This is a genomic window from Paenibacillus sp. CCS19 (assembly GCF_033239625.1).
Lineage (GTDB): Bacteria > Bacillota > Bacilli > Paenibacillales > Paenibacillaceae > Paenibacillus_T.
Genome location: NZ_BTCK01000073.1, coordinates 1 through 22272 on the forward strand (window position 1 = coordinate 1; position 22272 = coordinate 22272).

17 protein-coding genes are annotated in these 22272 nt (G+C 53.8%); 10 read left to right on the forward strand and 7 right to left on the reverse strand.

Annotated elements, in window-relative coordinates; all coding sequences use genetic code 11:
• The 6 genes from SBI19_RS28200 to SBI19_RS28225 form a co-directional block, all read right to left on the reverse strand.
• On the reverse strand, positions 1 to 1435 hold a 1435-nt coding region (locus SBI19_RS28200), incomplete at its 3' end, for a lytic polysaccharide monooxygenase (protein WP_317972862.1).
• A gap of 290 nt (positions 1436 to 1725) precedes the next feature.
• Entirely contained in the window at positions 1726 to 3945 is a 2220-nt protein-coding gene (locus SBI19_RS28205; protein WP_317972863.1) for a methyl-accepting chemotaxis protein, read from the reverse strand.
• 257 nt (positions 3946 to 4202) lie between these two features.
• Entirely contained in the window at positions 4203 to 5810 is a 1608-nt protein-coding gene (locus SBI19_RS28210) for a xylulokinase (RefSeq protein WP_317972864.1), read from the reverse strand.
• A 22-nt stretch (positions 5811 to 5832) separates the two neighbouring features.
• On the reverse strand, positions 5833 to 7038 hold the full coding sequence (locus SBI19_RS28215) for an MFS transporter (RefSeq protein WP_317972865.1): 1206 nt from the start codon (positions 7036 to 7038) through the stop codon (positions 5833 to 5835).
• A gap of 57 nt (positions 7039 to 7095) precedes the next feature.
• Positions 7096 to 8298, reverse strand: a complete 1203-nt coding sequence (locus SBI19_RS28220; RefSeq protein ID WP_317972866.1) for a class II aldolase/adducin family protein — start codon at positions 8296 to 8298, stop codon at positions 7096 to 7098.
• On the reverse strand, positions 8295 to 9773 hold the full coding sequence (locus SBI19_RS28225) for an aspartate aminotransferase family protein (RefSeq protein ID WP_317972867.1): 1479 nt from the start codon (positions 9771 to 9773) through the stop codon (positions 8295 to 8297). The genes SBI19_RS28220 and SBI19_RS28225 overlap by 4 nt, the downstream gene beginning before the upstream one ends.
• Positions 9774 to 10143: 370 nt before the next feature.
• Between SBI19_RS28225 and SBI19_RS28230 the strand changes: the two genes are divergently transcribed.
• The 7 genes from SBI19_RS28230 to SBI19_RS28260 all read left to right on the forward strand — a co-directional run bounded on the left by SBI19_RS28230 (position 10144) and on the right by SBI19_RS28260 (position 18439).
• Positions 10144 to 11196 carry an ABC transporter substrate-binding protein gene (locus SBI19_RS28230; RefSeq protein WP_317972868.1) on the forward strand — a complete coding sequence of 351 codons (1053 nt, stop codon included), beginning with the start codon at positions 10144 to 10146 and terminating at the stop codon, positions 11194 to 11196.
• An 83-nt stretch (positions 11197 to 11279) separates the two neighbouring features.
• The gene (gene fhuB, locus SBI19_RS28235) at positions 11280 to 13298 is read left to right on the forward strand and encodes a Fe(3+)-hydroxamate ABC transporter permease FhuB (RefSeq protein WP_317972869.1); all 2019 of its coding nucleotides are present in this window, start codon (positions 11280 to 11282) and stop codon (positions 13296 to 13298) included.
• A 117-nt stretch (positions 13299 to 13415) separates the two neighbouring features.
• The gene (locus tag SBI19_RS28240; protein WP_317972870.1) at positions 13416 to 13862 is read left to right on the forward strand and encodes a DoxX family protein; all 447 of its coding nucleotides are present in this window, start codon (positions 13416 to 13418) and stop codon (positions 13860 to 13862) included.
• Positions 13863 to 14032: 170 nt separating this feature from the next.
• A complete protein-coding gene (locus tag SBI19_RS28245) occupies positions 14033 to 14755 on the forward strand; it encodes a response regulator transcription factor (protein WP_317972871.1) in 723 nt (240 codons plus the stop codon).
• Positions 14748 to 15839: a sensor histidine kinase gene (locus SBI19_RS28250; protein ID WP_317972872.1), complete on the forward strand. Its 1092-nt coding sequence runs from the start codon at positions 14748 to 14750 to the stop codon at positions 15837 to 15839. Before SBI19_RS28245 ends, SBI19_RS28250 begins: the two co-directional genes overlap by 8 nt.
• Positions 15840 to 15931: 92 nt before the next feature.
• Positions 15932 to 16804 (forward strand): ABC transporter ATP-binding protein, encoded by an 873-nt coding sequence (locus SBI19_RS28255; protein WP_317972873.1) that lies wholly within the window; start codon positions 15932 to 15934, stop codon positions 16802 to 16804.
• Positions 16805 to 16810: 6 nt separating this feature from the next.
• Positions 16811 to 18439, forward strand: a complete 1629-nt coding sequence (locus SBI19_RS28260; RefSeq protein ID WP_317972874.1) for an ABC transporter permease — start codon at positions 16811 to 16813, stop codon at positions 18437 to 18439.
• A 114-nt stretch (positions 18440 to 18553) separates the two neighbouring features.
• On the opposite strand, the gene SBI19_RS28265 is transcribed toward SBI19_RS28260, so the two are convergent.
• Entirely contained in the window at positions 18554 to 19306 is a 753-nt protein-coding gene (locus SBI19_RS28265; protein ID WP_317972875.1) for a Crp/Fnr family transcriptional regulator, read from the reverse strand.
• A 253-nt stretch (positions 19307 to 19559) separates the two neighbouring features.
• On the opposite strand from SBI19_RS28265, the gene SBI19_RS28270 reads away from it, so the two are divergent.
• The 3 genes from SBI19_RS28270 (at position 19560) to SBI19_RS28280 (ending at position 21150) form a co-directional block, all read left to right on the forward strand.
• Entirely contained in the window at positions 19560 to 19961 is a 402-nt protein-coding gene (locus tag SBI19_RS28270) for a cupredoxin domain-containing protein (protein WP_317972876.1), read from the forward strand.
• A 137-nt stretch (positions 19962 to 20098) separates the two neighbouring features.
• A complete protein-coding gene (locus SBI19_RS28275) occupies positions 20099 to 20635 on the forward strand; it encodes a DoxX family protein (RefSeq protein ID WP_317972877.1) in 537 nt (178 codons plus the stop codon).
• Between the two features lie 29 nt (positions 20636 to 20664).
• Positions 20665 to 21150 (forward strand): hemerythrin domain-containing protein, encoded by a 486-nt coding sequence (locus SBI19_RS28280; protein ID WP_317972878.1) that lies wholly within the window; start codon positions 20665 to 20667, stop codon positions 21148 to 21150.
• Positions 21151 to 22272: the final 1122 nt, after the last annotated feature.

Here is a 22272-nt window from a genome sequence, read left to right on the forward strand (position 1 = left end):
TACCAATGCTTCGGACAATCAAATTAAAGCATCTTTCATCGTCAAGAATACCGGCAGCACCGCTCGTCGGCGTCTCGCTTACTTGAGCGGAATTGGCGCTGGTGCCTGCGCTGTTCGATGCACTCACCACATAATAGTACGTGGTTCCGTTCGTCAGACCCATGTCTGTATAGTAATTCGTTGTTACAGTCGCGATGTTCGCGTACGGACCGCCCGAGACAGTCGCACGCTTCACGGTGTAGCTTGTCGCACCGGTCGAAGCGGACCATGCGAGCATAACATGCGAGTCATGACCCATCGTCGTGATGCCCGTTGGCGCTTCAGGTGCTTGAGTCGTCGCGCCGATCGACGTTGCGCTCGCTTGAACGGAGTTTCCGCTGCTGCCAGCGTTATTGGCAGCGCTTACGACATAGTAGTAAGTTGTACCGTTCGTCAGGCCCGTGTCCACGTAGCTGGTCGTCGTAACGGTGGAGACGTTCGTGTATGGACCGCCTGAGACGGCCGCACGCTTCACCGTATAGCTCGTCGCGCCGGAACTGGCTGCCCAAGACAGCGATATCTGTGCATTGCCTGCCGTCGCAGCCAGATTGGTGGGTTCTCCAGGTACGGTTGGAGTCCCCGTCACGGGACCGATCCGCTGCCACACATCGTTCGCTCCGGGTACTAGGCCAATGTTGTACCATCTTGCTTGCCAGATATACCCGTTATAAACGACTTGCTCGTTCGCATTATACGGTCGGATGACGCTCCAATCACGGATTGCGCCGAACCGGTTCGGATCACCGGCGTAGCCAGGAGCAGGTGCAGTTGGCTCTGAAGGATCGATCGTTAAGTTGACGTCAATCGCTTGATAGAAGGCATTGATCGTATCGAAGATATCCCATACGCCTACGATGACATGATAACCTTCGCGATCGTTCGGGATGACGCAGTCATGATAGACATCGTCCGGCGGAATGGCGCTGTTGTCTTCATAACGGCAGAATAGCTCCAGATCCGCACGCGTAATCGGCTTGTTCGGATCCCAGCCTTTCTTCGTAATATAGTAGTCCCAGCGGTTGGTGCTGTGATGCGCGACGATCGACCAGTGGAAGGTGAACGGTCCGCCGCTCATGTCGACTTTGGCCCAGCGTGTCGAGGTCTGAGCAAACAGCGGCTCGTATTTGCCTCCGCCCGTGATCTGTCCGTCCGGCACCCCGATCTCCGGGAAATCTCCGCGCCCTTCAACGCTCCATGGCTCGTACTGAACGGCACCGCAATTCACGTTCACGCCATCCATGCATAAATCCGCTCGGCTGTCATCGACCCAACCGTGCGCCCAAGCGCGGTCCGCAAGCAGCAGAGAACAAACTAGCAGCAGAAGCAAAACGCCTGAACCAACAACAAACTTCGAGATCTTAGATGATTGCTGCTTCAACGTGAATAGAAACGTCATTCATACTCCTCCCTCATCCAACGATTGATCGTACAGCGGTTCTGACTAGACGATCGATACAAGCAGTGTTGTTCCGGTAACCACCTCTTTCTCCGTTAATCGATTGGAACTCAGCATCGTTATCGATATGACAAGCCATTGTACTGAGTTACAGTGATATTTTACACAGAGCGGATAGGGTGCATTGTTCTTTTGGTAACCTCTTCCATGTTCCAAATGTTGCGTAAGTTGGCATGCAAAAAGGCGACCGACCCCCGAACAACCCGGGAATCGATCGCCTTTTCGATTATTTAACGCACACGCGCTTCCGTCAGCTTGAATTGACCGACGAGCTGCTGCATAAGGACGGTGATGGCTTCGACGGTCTGCGAGGTATGGCGGACGCTCATAATCTCGCTCATCAGCTCCTGCACCTTGGACTCGACGTCGGTGGAGAGCGTGCGGTTCTCCATGCTGATCGCTGCGATTTTCTCCATCAGCGCGACGACTTCGTCGACAACCTGCGCTTTGCGGCTTTCTTCTGCGGTTGCGGCGGAGAGGAGACTGGATGCGGCGGCGACGAGCTGAGTGCCTTCTTCGACCGCCTTCGTACCATCGTCCATCGACTGGTAAGCTTGCTGTGCTTCTTTATAGATGAGTTGAATAATTTCATGAACTTCATTTGTTGATCGATTCGTCATATCAGCCAGCTTGCGAATTTCAGAAGCGACTACGGCGAACCCGCGTCCGTGCTCGCCAACGCGAGCGGCTTCGATGGAGGCGTTCAGCGCGAGCAGATGCGTCTGCGCAGAAATTTCTTCGATCGTATGCAAGACGGTGCGGATTTGCTCGGCAGTATGGATGAACGTACGAATCGTCTCGTTCGATTGCTGCACTTTGGCGGAAATATGCTGCATCTTATCGCCGATCCGTTCCACTTCGCCTTGGGCGGTAGCGATCTGCCGATCCGCTTCCTGCTCGATCGAGCGGAGCTGCTCACGCATCTCGCCGGCTACGTCTTTCGCCACATCAATATCCTTCAACTGCCTGCGGATGCTTCGCAGCATGACATGCATGTTCTGATTCACCCGTTCGGTTGATTCGGCAGTAACAGCGGTTGAACGAAGCATCGTTTGTTGACTTGCTTGAACATCGTCTGACGCGTGTTTGACGCGCAGCATAATGTTCTCCAGCGAGTCGATCATGTTATTAATCCATTTGGCCAATTCTCTTGTTTCATCGTTCTCAAAATCATTAGGTTTAAGCCGTTGGGTCAAATCGCCTTCGCCTTCCGCATTGATGCGGATAAACCGATTGATCGCTTGCAGCCGCTCGACGACTCTCACGCTTGCTCTCTTATGTACGAAGGCGATCGACAGCAGTCCGAAGATCAAATGAGACAATCCGGCTGATACCGCAATGAGCCAGAGCGGAGCTGCTGTTGCGATGAACCAGATCAGCGCTCCCGCTGCAAGAGCAGACAGTGTAACCGCTCCAGCGCCGAGCTTGATTTGGCGCCAGCCGATGCTGCGCTGCCGATACACTTCTTCCAGGTCGCCTTCGCACATCATCCCCCATAGGTCTGGACAATGCGGAAGCTGGAACGTGACCCCTTTGCCGATAACCGGGATGTGCCGATAATCCGAATAACCTGGGAATTCGACGAACAGATTGCTTCCATTGCGGATCGTGCTCGCGACACCGGGATGCAGCATGCCAGTGGCCGGATCGGTGAACATAAGCTCGAGCTCGGTATGCTCATTGACAGAGACGATGCCCCAATCCGTCGTGATGCCGTCCTTTAGATTCTCGCCATGCGTAAAGGTGCGGTCCTCGAATCGGCTGCGGGACAGTGCCGTTCCTGGCTGCACATGCTTGTTCAACCCAGGCTTCGCCATGAAGATATAGTTGTCGCCTGAGTCAGGATAGATGTGTCCGGATTCCCGCTGGATGAGATCTCCGAGAACATCGTTGGGCACTCGTCCGCAGATCGCGCCGAGCATACGGTCGCCGCTGCTGATCGGCAGGATGAACATGATTGTCATCGCATCATGGAAGGTCGAGGACCTAGAGCCAATACGCAGCGTCATCGGGTCTGCGTAAGGACCGAACAAGCAGGGGCGGCCTTGCGCCGGCTCTGCTGCGTAAGCGACTCCAGCCTCGAAAGCTTGTCCACTTGTATACGTTGAACCCATATGTTCGGCATACGTAGAATAGATCACATTCCCCGCGTTATTCAGCAGGAACAATTCTGTAAAATCAGTCCCTCGACTGTACGTCTCGGTGAACGTGCGTTCCAATTCACTGTGTTCAGGGCTGCTCATAAGGGCTGCAACATCAGCTGTTGACAGCAACTGGTCGCGAAGACGCTCCAGATGACGCCAATAATCGCCCGCCCAGGAATGGAGCACATTCATTCTCGTTTCGGCGATGCCCTCGAAGATTTCTTCGACATCCGACTTCAGGCTTTCGTTCAAGCGATAAGAGCGCCATAGTGGAAGTCCTTTGGTGAATCCAAGCCATCCGAACATTTCAACCACTCCTCAACATTCCGTCTGTCTAGTTATGTCATAAAACCTAACATAAAATCGATATTATTGGTATTATATATTAAAAGTGTTGATTATGTCATGTAATATTACATAAAGTTCGATTTTTTTGTTCATTAATGTTAGTTGCGAACGAAACAACGCAAAAAAGAGAGCAGATTGTCTGCTCTCTGGATTCGTTTCTTTCTATAACCGGCCTTCTTGGAAGCAAGGATTGTCATTACTGCTGTATTGACCAATCATTCGTTCCGCTGAGCATTCAGCAAGCCGAATGCCTTCTTGTTATTCTGGTACAACGTCTTGAACACGGTGAAATAGCGGTCATACACGGCTTTGTTGGCGGCGTTCGGCGTATAACACGCCTTTACCTTAATCAGCTGCTTCGCACCGTCTAAGCTTGCGATGCGGCCTAGTCCGACGGCGGCGACGATAGCGGCGCCGACAGCGCCAGCATTTTGCGGACTGTCGACCGTCTCGATCTTACGCCCAAGCACATCGGCCAGCATCTGACATGTTAGCGGGGCAAGCGCTCCCCCGCCTACCAGCCGAATGGCCGACGATGTCCTGACCTTCAAATCCTGCGCCTCCAGCTGCCAGCGAAGATGGTAGCAGATCCCTTCCAGTACGGCGTGGATGAGCTCGGTCTTGCCTGTATCGATGCCGATGTTGAAGAACATTCCGCGCGCATTCGCATCTTCGAACGGTGAACGGTTGCCATGCAGCCAAGGAGCGAACATGACGCCGTTGCTTCCGGCGGGCACGTCTTTGATCGCATGCATCATATAATCGTACAGACTCCGATGAATGGACTCCTCGGAATCAGAGATTTGTTTCTTCTCGAGGTAAATCCCGATCTCATCGAGCGCGAGATGATTCTTCACCCATTCGAGACATTTGCCAGCCGTCTCCAATTCGCTGAAATAGTGATAACCTGTCATGTTGGCACCGACGATAGAGGCAATCATATGCTTCGCATCGAGCTTCTGTTTCCCGACGACCGTCGACACCCAACCGGATGTGCCGAGATAAATATGCGTATCGCCCTGGGCAACAGCACCGGCACCGACTCCGATCAGCGCCGCATCACCGCCTCCGCCGAACACCGATGTTCCTTCACGAAGGCCCAGCTCATCTGCGGCTTCCTGCGACAGCTTCCCAACCTGCGCCGTAGATGGCACTACCTTGGGCATATGCCCGACGTTCACGCCGAACAGCTTACACAGTCGAGCGCTGAACTGCTTGCGTCCCGCACGCGGATCATACAACAGCGTTGCATATGCGCTGTCTTCCGTCATGACGAACTGGCCTGTGCAGCGGTGGATCAGAAATTCTTTCACATCGAGCCACTTATGAACGCGTTCGAATACGGCAGGCTCGTTGCGTTGTACCCATTTGTACTTCCATACCGGATCTTTGACACTGGCGGGAACGGCCCGCGTAATGGCGAGCGATTGCAGGAGCTTGCGGACGTTCATTCCGCTGACGCGTACGCCGTGGACGAGACCTTCGCGATGCTCGCGCACCGCACGGCTGTCCATATAGCTCATTGCCCGGCGAAGCGGGCGGCCTTCCTGATCGACAAGCACCAGCCCTTGCATCTGCGCGCAAAAGGAAATGCCCGTAATCTGCGCTGCTGCGATGTCGTGCGATTGCAGCAGCTTCCTCGTCGTGCGGCACATCGCGTGCCACCAATCCATTGGCTCCTGCTCAGCGCCGCCGCCATCGAGGATTGTCAGCGAATAGCCTTCCATTGTGCTGGCCATAAGCGTAATGGTCTCGTCGATCGCATAGATGCAAGTTTTGACGCCGGAAGTTCCGACGTCGTACGTCATGACATATTGACTCATACTGGATCGAATGCACCTGCCTTCATCGGCTCGAGCCGGGACCGAGCGGAGTAGAGTTCGAAGCGTTAGCGGATGCCTGCCCTGTGCCGACCCTCATACGGAACGTAAGCGGCAGCAGGATAGCGGTCATTCCGGCGAAGATGAGCATCGGCGGAACGATCGACCCCGTAGAATCATTGAGCAGTTCGAACAGATAGACGAATACTGCGCCTGATACTTGGCCCATGAGCAGAATCATGCCGAGCGAAGTGCCTTCCGGAATCGGATAAGCGGCTTCGGAGCCGTGCTGGAATAGAATCGGCGCGACACCCATGATGGCGAAGCCTGCAATGCCAGCGATAATCGCGACCCAAGCCACATCCTTCACATAAGTTAAACCAATCAGTGCGGGAAGTAGGATTGCAATCGCTCCTGTGAAGAAAGGTACGCGAATTCGGTATTTGTCGGACAAGAGCGGCAGTACAACGGCGCCGATAATACCGGCCACGATGAATACCGCGCCCACGATGCCCGATTCTTCCGACGTCAGACCGCGTGGACCGAGAATGGTCTCGATCAAGGTCAGCAGCGTGTTGAAAATGCCGATCGAGATGAAGCTGATGAACAGAATAAGCGAATAGCTGCGATTAACCGCAAGCGATTTGAGTGATTCAAGCTTTACAGCCTCCCGAACTGGCGTTTCATCCGAGATGGGGGTATGAGGCTTTTCTTTGGTGAAGACAATGGCAATGACAGCCGAAACGATGGCAATGATTGCGAATACCATCATCATGTCAGGAATGCCGGCATTCTCTGCCACGATAGGCGCGACAACCATCGGCAAGACGAACCCGATATATTGGGCCATCGTAAGAATGCCGGCGGCGGTGGACCGCTCGGACAGCGGGAACCAATTGGCTGCGGCCTTGGTCGTAATATTAAGCAGGAACGGCTGACCGATTGCAATGATGAACTGCATAATAAGCACAAGTGTCCAATGCTCTGCGAACACAGCGCGGAGCAGTCCGAACACCGCGGTGATGACGGCGCCGATAATGAGCGATGCTCGGTAGCCCCAGCGGTCAATGACCCATGAAGCGGGAAGCGAGAATAGGATGAACATCAGCATATAGCTCAGCGAACACCACGTAATGGCTAGACTGCTGACGCCATAATAGTCCTCAGCTTGCGAGGCGATGGGAGCGAGCGACAGCCACATCGTCTCGGTCGCAATAATGATAGGCACCATTGCAAGCAGAATGATCCATCGGTAGAACGGATATCGGTGAATACATAACGCCACCTTTCATCGGGAAGGCTTAGAGGCTTGCTTGGAATATTGATTCAGATAGACGAAGCGCATGAGCAGACTTTCCCAATAGTGAATCGGCTTCACAGTACCGAGAAGACCTGCACCGATATGCGCTTTGCAGTTTTTGTCCAGCACCATGCTGATCGCTGCTGCATCGTCCTCGGAACCGCCGCAGCACAGCGCACCTAAGCCGCGAACGAAGACGGCAGAAGAACGCCCTAGTGCGGATGCGACAGCACGAGGATCGGCCTCGGATACACGAGCCGAAGTACCAATCAATTGGGCAAAATCGTCCAGCAGCGGCTTCAGCTTCAGATTCGTTCGCGAGAATGCTGCGACTTCTGGGCTGCGATTCCATGTCACATGCTTAACGTGTTTATGCTTCTTATAGATCGCCTCATGAAGCAGCGCTTCCTCCGGCGCTTTAACGCTTCGTTCACCGAATTTCACAACGACTTCCTCGTGCGTCGAAGCTGACATCAGCACGCATCCCTCTTCGGTGCGGCGGCTGTTGTAGAAAGGCCCGTCTTCACGAGCTCCAGCGGCACGTACATAATCGCCTTCGAGTACGAATTGGCTGATGGCTGCAGGTTCGGCGTGCGTATCGCCGCTTATGCTGCGGTAGACATCGCCAACGAAGCGCTGGCAGGCGCTCTCGAGCGCAAGGGCAACGTTGAACGCTTCTTCATCATCGGCGCCGTAGCAGACTGCGCCATGATTTTTCATAATAATAGCTCGATTGGTCGTGTTGGAGAGCGAGGCTGCTACATGATGAGCCAGCTTCTTCGTGCTAGGCAGCGCATAGGCGCCGCACAGTACTTCGCCTGCAAGGGGACCATCCGGGATGACGACGGAATCGAGACCGCTTGCACTAATAACCGATGCCTCTGTTTGATGCGTATGAATAACGAAGTTAACGTTCGGGAACTGCCGATAGACGGCGGCATGCACCCCGCGCTCCGAGGAGGGCTTGATGCTGCCAGTGTAAGTGCCGTCTGCAATCTGAACCGTCACGATATCGTCAGGCGTCAGCGAGCGATAATCCCGTCCGCTTGGTGTAATGACGAATTGCTCTGCGCTGATCCGATGGCTCACGTTGCCCCATGTGCGGGCGATCAGTCCGGTCTCGACAAGCCGGATGCCCGCTGCGATGACGCGCTTCTTGGCTTCCTTAATGTTGAAGCTGCGGCTGCTCATGAGCGTTCCTGCAATTCTGCCACATTGGCGAATACGCGATCGAACCGAATAAGCGCGTCGTCGATCATTTCACTCGTATACGCACCGCTCGTGTACATCCGGCTGCCCGCCAGCGTGACGATTCCTTCAGCCATATAAGCCGCGCCCATATGCTCCATCTCTTTCTTCCGCTTGGACGTCTCCTTCAGCACATTCGGAATTTGCCAAGGCTTCATCCAATCGATGGCGAAATGCATCGTGCCAACCGTCTCCAGGTGGCAGATCGATCCTTGGTTGAATGCGACGAAGGGCAGGTTGTACTTCGCAATAAGCTGCTGCAATCCGGCAACTAGCCGATCGGCCATTTGTCCGGATCTCTGGATCGCGCCTGTACGCTCAATCTCGCAGAGCGTATAGTAGCCGGCTACGCAGCTGAGCGGATTAGCTGCCATTGTGCCGCCGACCATCGCTTTCTTACCGCCGCCCCCGATGCCGGCTCCGAGATATTTCATATATTCCAGCTTGCCTCCGAGCCCGCCAGCCGACGGATAGCCGCCAGCTACGACTTTGCCGAATACGGTCAGGTCAGGGGAGACGCCGTAATAGCCTTGTGCGCCGGACATTCCGATGCGGAATGCAGTCACGACCTCGTCGAAAATAAGCAATGCCCCGTACTTCCGGCAGAGCTGCTCGACCCCTTTATTGAACTCGTAATCGACCAGTCTTGTGCCGCTCTCCGGTCCGACAGGCTCGATCATGACGGCAGCCGTGCCGCCGCGCAGTTTATTGAAGCGAAGCTTGCGCTCCAGGTCGTTCAGATCGTTCGGGAAAAACTCCTGCGTATGCTTGAATACATACCGAGGCACGCCGTGTGCCTGCGTCCACTTCGAGCCTGGAATGCGGATCCCGTATGCGAGCTGGTCGCTCCAGCCGTGATAGGCGCCGCCCATCTTAACGATGTTCTTATGCTTCGTTGCGAGCCTCGCGACGCGAATCGCTGCCATGCACGCCTCTGTCCCTGAGCCGAGCATGCGGAACATGTCGACGGACTCGATGCTGTCTGCGATTTTGCGGCCAAGCTTATATTCGTACTCATGGAACAAGCCTGTCGATGGGCCGCAATCGTTCAGCAGTTCAATGACTTTCTCGCGAACTTCGACCGGGTTGCTGCCGAGTACGGTAGGGCCGCCTGCCTGCAGAAAATCGTAATAGCGATTACCGTCAATATCGTATAAGTAAGCGCCTTCAGCTTTGGTGAATACGAGAGGGAACGGATGGTTGAAGGCCAGATTATGCTGAACGCCGCCGGGAATGATGTTGACCGCTTCATCGATCATTTCTTTGGACTTTGCACATTTGACTGCAAAATACTCTTGTTCATAGCGCTTCAATACATCCGGTTTGACGGAATAAATCGGGAGCTTAATCAGTCGGTCCAGCTGGCTGGTGACGGCTTTCACATCCGGGTATTGCGAGATTGAGAATGTACGATCCATACTTACCTCCGCATAGTGACTTATTGTGGAACAGCTTACGTAAACGTTGCTGATTGTGCCTGGCGAGAAAGTCGTCCATTACCTCTATATAGATAGGATATGAGGGATGAACAGAGGTTTGTACTCGTAAATAAATTGAGGATACTTCAAATTAATACCAAGTCATACGATGATTATATCGAAAATTGTCGTATTCTGCTAGATTGCGGCCATTTAGTAGAAGGAACACAATTTATGGATAAATTCAATGCAATATTGTTGACAACAATAGTGAGAGAGATTATCATTATCGAAGTGATACGTTGAGAACGATTATCACTGATAACGTTCGTTAAGCGATATCGATTTTATATTTTAGGAGGAACTACTTGTGTCTACTGTGAGAAAGGCCTCGCTCTTCATCCTTATGTCAGTCCTTCTGGTCATCGCCTCCGCGTGCGGCAGCGACAGCAAGGAATCGTCCGCTTCCGAGACGACAGCAGCAACTTCGGAAACAACGGCTTCTACTGATTCGGAGAAAACGGATGCTTCGGCAGCCGAGTCCAATACAACGGAAACTCGTAACATTAAGCATGCGCTCGGGGAACTGCCGATTACAGGCGTGCCTAGCAAAATCGTCGTTCTGGAATGGACGTACGCAGAAGACCTGCTGGCGCTTGGCATCCAGCCTGCCGGTGTTGCGGATATCGAGAATATGAAGAAAAATGTGGCGCTTCCAATCGAGCTGTCCGCTGACGTACAAGACGTAGGCACGCGCCAAGAGCCGAACCTGGAGACGATCGCAGCGCTTGAACCGGATCTGATCATCGGCGTGAAGTTCCGCCATGAAGCTACATACGACCAGCTCAATTCGATTGCTCCGACGCTGATCTTCGATCCATATCCGCCTGAAGGTCAAGGCGACCAATATCAAGAGATGGTGGACACGTTCAAGACGATCGCAGACGTAGCAGGCAAGTCGGCAGAGGCGGAAGCCGTTCTTGCGGATCTGCAGAAGTCGTACGACGATGCGAAGTCGAAGCTGGCAGCAGCAGGCAAGGAAGGCCGTACATTCGTGTTGTCGATGCCTTGGGTGGATCAGAACGCGGTAACGTTCCGTCTCTCGACGAGCAACGGTCTTGCTTCCAAAGTATTGGAGCAGCTTGGTCTGAAGAATGGTTATCAGTCGGCACAGTTCGAGGTTTATGGCTTCTCGACATCCGGCGTTGAGGCGCTGCAACCTGTTCAGGATGCAGACTATATCAACATCACGCGTGAAACAGAAGTAGGCGATATGCTCGGCAAGAACGCCGTATGGACGGGTCTGAATTTCGTGAAAGAAAATCGGTTGTTCGCGCTGGGCGGCGACGCTTGGCCATATGGCGGACCGTACTCGGCGAAGATCATCGCTGAACGTGCCGTGAAAGCGATGACCGGCCAATAATGCGTATAGCGAAGGTTCAGGAGTTCCGTCCTTCCCCTTCGAATCATCATCCAGCCCGTCGCGCGTCACGCGCGAGGGGCTGGATGCCGTTCGTTATGCTTGTTGGAGGGGTTGCGCTGCTCGTCGTCTTGTCCTTTATCAGCCTTACGCAAGGGATGTCGAAGCTGTCGCCGTCAACCGTTATGGCAGCGTTGTTCTCGCCGCAGGACATCCCGGAGCATCGGTTCATTAACGGTGTTCGTCTTCCGCGAACGGTCATGGGGCTGCTATCTGGCGCCGCATTGGCCGTTGCGGGAGCGCTTATGCAATCGGTGACGCGTAATCCGCTGGCGTCGGAGACGACGCTCGGCATTAACGCGGGAGCGTTTCTCATCGTTGTCGTCGGTACGATTTTCTGGCCGGGACTGCTGCATCAATACGCGTTCTTCTTCGCGATTATCGGCGGGGTTGTCGCTGCTCTGGCCGTATTCGGAATGGGCGGGGGACGGCGAGGGACGCCGGTTCGCATTGCGCTTTCCGGTATGATTGTAACGCTTGTCCTCTCGTCGATTACAAGCGCGTTGATGATGTTGTTCGAGCAGGATACGCAAGGGTTGTTCCTCTGGGGCTCCGGCTCCTTGAACCAGAACGATTGGAGCGGCGTCAACTTCGCTTGGCCGTGGATTGCGGTAGGTCTCGTCGCTGTATTATTCGCGGTTCGTCATCTTGATCTGCTGGCATTCGGCGATGAGAGCGCGCAATCGCTGGGACAAAATTCATCGGCCATCCGCATGTATGCGATGGGAGCGGGCATCGTGCTTGCCTGCGTTAGCGTCAGCATCGTTGGGCCGATCGGGTTTATCGGGCTGCTGGCCCCGCATATCGTGAAGCTGTCCGGCATGAGACTACACATCTGGCTGCTGCCAGTCAGCGCCGTCTGGGGGGCTGCGATTCTCGTCGGCGCGGATACGATCGCCCGCGGCTTCGCAGCCAGCGCAGTCGGCGAACTCCCCGCTGGCGCGGTGACCGCATTCATCGGTGCGCCTTGGATTATTTGGCTGGCGCTTAAGGCATCGAAGCATTCTACCGGCGGGTCAATAGAGGGCCGAACTTCGATGCATGTAGGTACGCTTGGCAGACGGCTGCCTTATGTGCCGCTTGTCATTGTTTGTACCGCAGCGCTCCTAGCCATCTGCATTGCAGCTTTGATGAGCGGTACGCTGCGGCTGTCTGTTAGCGAAGTGATCACGACTTTGCTCGGAAATGGTACAGCGCTGCATGAAAAGATCGTGCTCGATCTGCGGCTGCCTCGACTGTTGACCGCAGCGGTCGTTGGCGTTGCGCTTGCGGCAAGCGGCAGTCTGATGCAGAGCGCGGTACGCAATCCGCTCGCCGATCCGCAGATCGTTGGGGTATCTAGCGGGGCAGGGGTAGGCGCGATGCTGCTCTTGGTCGCATTCCCTCATCTGCCTGTGGGCTGGGTTCCCGTCGGAGCGTTCATAGGCGGAATTGCCGCAGCCGTCATCGTCTATTCGGCTGCGTGGCGCAGAGGACTTAATCCGACCGTCTTGACGCTGGTCGGGATTGCCGTGGCTGCTTCAGGCAGCGCACTGATCAACATCTTTGTCGTTTATGCGAAGCTGACGCTGGCGCCTGCGCTCGCTTGGCTGGCGGGCAGCACGTATGCACGCGGATGGCCGGATTTCTGGCGCGTGCTGCCGTTCGTTATTATTTTGCTCCCGATTGCTTGGTGGCTCGGCCGCCGCGTCGATCTGCTCACGTTCAACGATGAGAGCTCGACCGGGCTGGGCATGTCCGTGCGAAGAACGAGACTGCTTGTCGCTTTGTTGTCGGTGTTGCTCGCATCTACAGCTGTTGCGGCTGTTGGCGCGGTGGGCTTCATCGGTCTGCTGGCCCCGCATGCAGCGCGAATGCTCATCGGGTCGAATCACCGACGTGTGCTGCTGCTGTCCTGTCTGATTGGTGCGATACTTCTTGTAGCAGGAGATTGGGCTGGCCGCATGGTTTTATCGCCGCGTGAAATTCCGTCAGGCATTATGGTAGCGCTCATCGGCGCGCCTTATCTGGTGTTCTTGATGTTCCGTGCGCGTTCGGCCAAATAGCTGAAAATCGGGGAGGGTGCGGTACATTGTTAAAATGCTGCTCGCTCCTTCAAACCGACATTCTCCGCTCCTATCGCTGTGTATGATGGAAGCATCAGCGATAGGGAGGGGATCGCAATGATTCCGTTAATTGCGTTGATCGTGTCGTGGGCGGTGTTTCGTTTGATTGGGCTTGCGGGAGGCTCCTACTTCGATGAATGGCATACCTCGCTCCAGGCGGCGGTCGCCTTCATGCTGCTGCTAACAGCCTCCGCTCATTGGGGCGCGAAGCGCAAGGATCTTGTTCGGATGGTTCCGCCATCCTTTCCGAAGCCTGGTCGAATCGTTACGATAACCGGCTATCTCGAAATTGCAGGAGCGATCGGCATCATGATTCCTGCGCTCTCGCTTTATGCCGCGATTGGGCTCGTTCTGCTGTTCATCGCGATGTTCCCAGCCAATGTATACGCAGCGCGCCATAAGCTGACGCTTGGCGGGCGGGCCGTTCCATCGCTGCCGGTCCGAACGCTGCTGCAGCTCATTTTCCTGGCGGCGGTGGTGTTGGCTTCGTCGTTGTTTAACTAACGCTTCGCCTAGTTCAGCCAGCTGCCAGAGTGAATGGGCGGCTGGCTTTTTTACATTGCAAGGCATGTATTCGTTGTTTACAGATGATGGAACTTCGTTTACATTTTTGGGAGGTGTGTACCAAGCGGTAGACTCGTAAACCATTCATAGATTAGCAGGTGATAGAAACGATGGATGATCGGATTTTGTTGGTGGATGACGAGCAGGGGCTACTGGTCATGGTAGAGACGCTGCTCCGTAAGGAAGGTTATCAGCGAATAACGACGGCCACTACGGCCGGGAAGGCACTGCGTCTCGCACAAACGATGTCGTTCGAGCTCATCGTGCTCGATGTGATGCTGCCTGATAGGAACGGATTCGAGCTGTGTCAGCAGCTGCGGCAGTTGACGAAAGTCCCCATCCTGTTCGTGTCGGCGCGATCGGGTGATCTGGATAAGGTGATGGGGCTTGGCTTCGGCGGTGATGACTATATCACAAAGCCGTTCAATCCACTCGAGCTCGTGGCTCGCGTGAAGGCACAGTTGAGGCGGCATCATCTGTACAGCCAAGCGTCAACTTCGAAGACGGAGCTGCTGCAGTACGGCAGATTGTCGTTGAACAAGGGAGCTGCGCAGCTTCTTGTTGATGGGATAGAGGTTGCGTGTCCGGCGAAGGAATTCGAGCTGCTGACGTATCTGTGCGAGCATCCGAATCAAGTATTCACGGCACTCCAGCTGTACGATCAGGTATGGGGAACGGCGCTGATGGGGGATGAGAAGACAGTCGTCATTCATATTTCAAGATTGCGTCGCCGAATCGAGATGGACCCGTCAGATCCACGCATTATCGTGAATATCCGCGGCATTGGCTATAAGTTTATTCCCCCGAAGAAAGATGTTGACCCCGATGTCTAACCTAAAGCTGCTTCTCCGACTCGCAGGTGCCTTAGGTGTCGGCATTTTGTTGCTCGCACTGTTTATTTCCGCTCAATTAGCCGTTGTTATCGAACTGCTTTATCCGCAGGATGGCGATACGCAGGACATGATTGTACTGATTTGCACGGCGAGCACGATTGTGCTGTTCGTCGTGGCATTCGGCTGGTTCATGGGGCTACCAATCTTCTATGTTATTAAATCCATTAACCGTCTATCAAACGGCATTTATGATGAACCTGCTGCGTATCGCAAGCTGTATTCGAGGCGCAGGCATAAGCTGAAGCTTCCCTTTCGGCTGTTTAAGGAGCTCGTGCTGCAGCTTCACTCGTTGTCGGATGCGCTTGAATCAAGCAGACTGGAACGTCAGCGGCTCGATACGATGCAGAAGGAATGGATCGCGGGCATCTCTCACGATTTGAAAACGCCGCTTACCTATTTGAAGGGATACTCCACGATGCTGCTGTCTCCTCAATATGAATGGACCCAAGAGGAGCAGGTTCGTTTCATGACCGAGATTCAGCAGAAAGCGGTTCACATGGAGGAGCTGATCGGCGACTTGAATTTATCGTTCCGGTTAGAGGGACAGTCGTCGTTCCCGATTCATGAGGATGCTGTGGATGCGGTTGAATTCGTCCGCCGCATCGTAGCGGACGTTTCGAACGACCCGCGTGCAGCGGCTCATACGCTTGCTTTCGATAGCGATTCGGAATCACTGCCCGTTCGCGTAGATCGCAAGCTGCTGCAGCGCGCACTACTCAACTTAATAATGAACGCTGTTGTCCATAACCCAATAGGCACACAGGTTCACACTACGCTTCGTTTGGAAGAAGCTTCATTCCGGATCGTAATTACAGATAACGGTGCAGGGATGGATCAAACCGATCTGGATCAGCTGTTTAACAAATATTATCGCGGAACGACGACTGAACGGCATTCGGATGGAACCGGACTTGGTATGGCGATTGCGAAGCAAATCATAGAAGCTCATGGGGGCACAATCAACGTTTTGAGCAGATTGACCGAAGGCACCTCCATAACGATCACGCTGCCGCATCATTGTTAAGCGCGATGTAGGGTGCCGTTAACCTGGTGTTTACTTCCATTGACTACAATGAACCTATGAATGGAATGGTGACGTCGAGGAGGAAGTAAACAATGCTGGAAATCAATCAGGTTAGCAAACAGTACGCACGGGAGAAATGGGCGCTCAAGGCTATCAATCTACAAGTTACAACAGGCATCATCGGCCTTCTTGGACCGAACGGAGCGGGGAAGTCGTCATTGATGCGCATTCTGGCGACGATCTCGCAGCCGACCGAAGGAACGGTGCGCTGGGATGGGGTGGATATTCGTAGGAAGCCCGACGAATTGCGACGGGTGCTCGGCTATTTGCCGCAGGACTTCGGGGTATATCCGAACTTGAATGCTGTGGAGTTTCTGGAATATGCAGCAGCGTTGAAGGGGTTAGGCGGGCATAAGGTTCGGGCACGGATTATGGAGCTGCTGGAGCTGCTTAATCTTCATCAAGTATGGAAGAGTCCCGTTGGCACCTATTCGGGCGGCATGCGTCAGCGTCTCGGAATCGCACAGGCGCTGCTTAATGATCCGCGGCTGCTTATTATTGATGAGCCAACGGTTGGGCTTGATCCCGAGGAACGGATGCGGTTTCGGAGTCTGCTGACTGATCTGTCGGGGGAGCGGATCGTTATATTCTCTACGCATATCGTATCGGATATTGAAGCGACCGCTGATCGGATTGCTGTGCTGTCACGAGGCGAGCTGCTCGTCAATGCAGATCCGGCTGTTATTTTGCGCCGCGCGCAGGGGAAAGTATGGTCGGTTGTCATTCCTGACCAGCAGCTTCAGGAGGCCCGCGCCAATTGGACGATCAGCGGCACTGTCCGTCGTGAGGAAGGGCTACAGCTTCGCGTCGTTTCCGATGTATGCCCGCATCCGCGAGCGACAGAGCTTGCGCCAAGTCTTGAGGATGCTTATCTGTACGTCAAGGCAGCAAGGGAAGGTGCTTGATCGGAGATGAGGACCTTTCGAACGATCTACCATATTGCGAGGGCGGATCTGCTGGACCGGGTTAGACAGTTTTCGTTTCTTGTCATCTTAGGGCTAACGGTGTTCCTTGCATATTTCTTTGTTCCACCGCTGGAAGCCGGCTACATGACGCTTCATCTTGGGGAATCGATCCGCGGAGTGTATAACTCGGCTTGGGTGGGAGCGTCTGTGGCGATGTCGACGATTATGTTCCTGCCGCTGCTCGGCTTTTATTTGGTGAAGAACAGCATTGCGCGAGATGACAAGACACGAGTGGGGCAAATCATCGCGTCAACATCGGTACGGAAGCTGCATTATTTGACCGGCAAAACGCTCAGCAACTTCACAGTGCTGTCCATGATGGTGGCCGTCATCGCGATCGTCGCCCTCTTCATGCAATGGATTCGCGGCGAGGTTCGACAGATAGAACTTTGGCCGTTATTGTCCCCGTTCTTCTTCCTCGTATTGCCGATTATAGCCGTTGTGGCAGCAGTGGCCGTATTATTCGAGACGAGGCGTTTCCTGCAAGGCGGTATCGGTAATGTGCTGTACTTCGCATTGTATCTGTTGTTCGTGATGACAGCTGGCCGAATGGCGATCGGCATATCCGTTCCAACAGCCGATATGCTGCAGGAGCTTGCCGCGCAACGGCCTGGTTTCACTGGCTCTTACGGTATCGGGTTCCTGCAGCCGGACCAGCCGATTGAGCTGTTCGTGTGGCATGGCATAACATGGAGCGGCACGATTATAGTCTCGCAGATGAAGTCGTACCCGGTCGCGCTAGTCGTTGTGCTGTTGGCGGCTGTGTTGTTTCGCGGCTTTCAGGACGGGGGAAGTAGGGAAGCGAGTTATCGATCCAACAAGCAGCGCCGTAAGAGTCGCGGCACGAAGATTGCAGAACGGTATGGAAACGAAGCCGATAACGAAACGATTACCTCGGGCGGGTTGTCTCACCGTACGCCGAGTTTGCGGGCATCTCAGCTAACGATTGCACCGATAAGGAATGCACTTCTACCATTAGTCCTCGCGGAATGGCGATTGATGATGAAAGGAACGCGGATGATCTGGTTCGCAGTCGCGACGGGACTTTCGGTGCTTGGTCTGCTGCTGCCCTCTGAGACATCGATCGCCTATATGATCTGGCCAGTGGCTTGGATCTGGCCGCTCCTGGCATGGTCGGGAATGGGCAGCAAGGAGGCGCGCCATCACACGCAATATTTGATTCAGACGAGCCCTCGAATCGTTGCCCGTCAGTTGTCAGCCGTATGGCTGGCAGGGCTCGGAGCGTCGTTATGGGCGACTCTCGGCATGTTCATTCGCCTTGCTTTAGAGGAGGATTATATCCACTTGGCTTACGGCGCTGCGGCAGCGCTGCTCGTCCCGAGCATGGCGCTAGCGTGCGGGGCGCTGACGGGAACGAACCGAACATTCGAGGTGCTGTACATGATCGTATGGTATATCGGACCGTTTAATCGAATGCCATACTTCGATTTCCTTGGTGCGGAGACGGCGCCGATTGGAACAGGAGCAATGATTGTCATTTATATGCTGGCGGGTATTCTTATGCTTGCAGCCGCTTCTATGAAGCGCAGAGCCCGGGCAGCCGCTGATCGCTAATTTATCATGCACTGTGTCTAAAGGTAAATGGAATAAAGCTATCCAGCGTATGCCGTGACCGATATCGGCAGCGGTGCTGGATAGCCTTTTTGTGCTAGATAGTCATGATAGCTGTTAGATCCGGCACACTTCTTTCGGGCAGCCTGGGCATTCCGGGCAACGGCATATTTGCCGCAGGGCATTCAGATTGAGAACGACGATTCGGCCTTTGCGAATATCAATCGTCCCTTCGTCCTTCAGTCCATTGAGCATCCGATTGACGCTCTCGCGGGTTGTGCCGATGAAATCGGCAAGCTCGGTATTCGTCAACTTCAGCGTAATGAGAATGCCGTCCGCGCAAGGCGCGCCATACGTATTCGTCAGCCTTATGAGCGTCGATGCGAGTGCGCCAGGTTTGCCGAAGAGCAGCAGATCGCGGAATTTCGAATCCGTCACGCGGTGCATCAGCCCAACCCAGTTCAGAAACCGCACGGCGAGGTCGCCATGGCGATAGAGCAGAATCTCCAGATCGCTCCATTGGATGACGCCAAGCTCCGCTTCTTCCATCACCTCTGCGCTGAAGCTGTGAACGGTCCGCATGCCGTCCTCTGGTTCGAACACAATGTCGCCCGCCTGCAATATCGATAAAATAAAATCTTTGCCTTCCTCCGTCGACTTGCGGAGCTTCACCTTGCCCGAATGGATATAGTAGAGCTTGCCGGTTGGCTCGCCCTCCCAGAAGAGATAGTGTCCGGCTTCAGCGCGTCGCGGATACATGAGTTCCTCTAGACGTGTGAACTGTTCTCTCGTAAAGAAGCGATCCATGCGAAGCGGACTTTCCGTCCGTTCAACGATAGGTTGTTTATGTTTAATCGCCGCATTGTTCATAATAGATCCGCACCCTTCTATACATCTTATACTTTCATCTTAAGGCAGCGATGAACGTCCGTAATCGGGGAACTACCTGATTTAGGAATGCGAATTCCCACTATTTTCGTGATATCAATCACACTGACGGGTAGGGGAGTCGATCGAATTTTGTCAAAATTGTGTAATCCCCGAATCTGTGATGGAAATCACATAATAAACCGCCGGAAGAGATTATGATGAACCTGTAACCGAAACAAAGGAGGAAAGGGCAATGAAGAAATGGTTAGGAACACTCGGCATCGTGCTGAGTATTGCATTGATGATGACTGGCTGCGGCGGGGGCAGCGACAAAGATACGAAGGATGCTGCACAAGCTTCCTCTTCCACTGCAGCATCTGAAGGAACGGTCGCTACGAAGGCGATCACGATCGACGCGAAGAACTTCGAATTCGATCAGACCGAAATTAAAGTCAACAAGGGCGATACCGTAAGCATTACGCTGAAGAACAGCCAAGGCAATCACGGCATCGAAGTATCGGGCTACAATAAAGAGATCAAAGGCAACGAGACGGTAACGTTCGTGGCGGACCAAGCTGGCGAGTTCGAGTTCCATTGCTCGATCATGTGCGGAGGCGGCCATGCGAAGATGACGGGCAAACTGATCGTACAATAGGATCGGTTTCATACGTCGGAACGCCCGTCTACGAGTTGGAAGCAGCAGTTTCCGCAGACGGGCACTTTTTTAGACAGGTATGTGATTGTTTTCACAAATAATGAAACGCTGGTTAAATCGAGAGGAGATGACCGATCATGGCGATGAAATGGTACAAAACCAATGTGTGGGCGGCAGCCATTGTAACGTTGTTGAGAATTTATCTGGGTTGGAAATGGCTGGAGCCAGGCTGGCACAAGATGACGGGCGGCTTCGATGCGACAGGCTTCCTGAAGAAAGCGGTCGAAACGCCGATGGCGGACAAAACGACAGGTGAGCTGCTGTATCCGAATTACACGTATTTCATTGAACATTTTGCACTGCCGAATGTGAAGCTCATTAACTTTATGATCCCGGTCGGCGAATTCATGATCGGGCTTGGACTTATCGTTGGCGGCCTTACGCTGTTCGCTGGATTCTTCGGTCTGATGCTCAACACGTTGTTCCTGCTGGCGGGTACAGTAAGCACGAACCCTTGGCTGATGGTCATTGGTTTCCTTGTCTTCACGGCTGGCGCAAATGCGGGACGTTTCGGACTTGACGCTTATCTTCTGCCGCTCATCGGCAAGTATTGGAACAAACTCATTCATCGCAAGGATGCTGCAGCCGGCGGCGGAACGATTGATCTGAAATAAAGGGAAGCATTCGAGGAGGACGAAGTGTGATGGAGCGAACGTATTCCCCGCTGCTCGACCTGTACCTCACTTATGATCAATGGAAAGAGGAGCATCAGGCACTCTCCATCCGATTAAGGGAGCTGGGCATGCTGGTAAGCTGGCATCCAGGCAATTATGATTATTCGGCTTGGGACGATCACCATCGCGAAGTGAGGGAGCTGTTCATCTCGTTCATGCAAGATTGGCAGAAGCATCTTTACTGCGAGCAGCAGACGATCTTCCCGCTGGCCCGATCGGCCATATGCGGCGGCCCGATCGGGCCCGTCGCCGTGCTAGAGCAGGACGGCAGCATCGCCGTCCAATTCTATGAATCGTACCTCCAAGCGACAGCGGATGGAGCGGCTTCGGAAGAGGCGCTCCGTCTGCTCCAGCAAGTGCTGATGATCATTACCGAACACTTCCGCGTCGAGGATGAGAATATCATCCCCATAACCGATAAGCTGATGGAGGAGATCGATTACAGCGGATTGTAGGATGAGGTGAGTGAGGTGGGCTGGTTATTGGTTGTCGGAACCTATGATGCGAAGGGGGGACGGTGGCGAAAGTGTAACGGACTGAAACGACGCTATTATACGATTATTGTTGATTCCTCAGTTCTAACGGACTCAGTTGACACTATTGGCGCCCCAAAGTATCGTTGCAACTCGAAAATCGGCAGATAGCGCCTCTGTGGTCCGTTAGCGTGCGGCACCTGTGAGAAACGACTAATAACGCTTCTGTAGTCCGTTAAAGGCAGCAACATCGCACTTTACAGCAAGCGTTACGCTCGATCAATAAAGCCGCCACAAAAGTCGTAACAATGACTTTTGTGGCGGCTTTTTATTTTGGAGTAAGGGGGAATCCATGATCAACTGCTCTAGATTGCTTCTTTCCATCTAATAGTACTCATCTAGTACCTATTGTGAGGAAGGAGATTCGTTGGTTGTTCCTCATCGGATTGCCACCATTGTACTTCGTACAACAGAAAGCTGTTGTGGTTGGGTTATACAGTAGTTTGATTGTAATTCGTACAACAGAAACAGCTGGTGAAAGCCTGTTAGAGGGGAGATCCCATTAAAACATCCGCTTCCTATTGCACGAAATACAACGTGACCGTTCAGGATGGCTGCAATAAGCCATCCCCATTTGCACGAAATGCAATGGAGGCGGAGTAGGTCGGTCAATAACTTAAATAAAAGCCCCAGCACGGAGCAACTCACTTAAGCAACTCATAAGCATCGAACAAAAGTTGTGCCCTAACGGGGCACGCTGCTCCCAGCAGGTTGCCACTTACTCAATTGTTGTCTCGCCGCGGGGGCTTGAACCTCCGAGCAGCCCTTGGAATCCTCAACTGAAAGAAATCAACGGGGTACATAGGGGCAAAGTCCCGTAGAATCCTCTCATCTTAGTACCATTAATGGGCGGAGACAGGTGGGCACGTACGAATGAGGTGTGCGGACGACTGATCGTACCTAGATACAGCGAACAATTAGCTTTGCCGCGCAGTCGCGGCAAGTGCGGGCGCACGTTCCCAAGCGGTCAAAGCTGCGTCTTTGTGAGGAGTCCAGAGGGCACAAGCCCTTTGGGGCCCTCCCTAGCAGGGAGGGTTTGGGTGG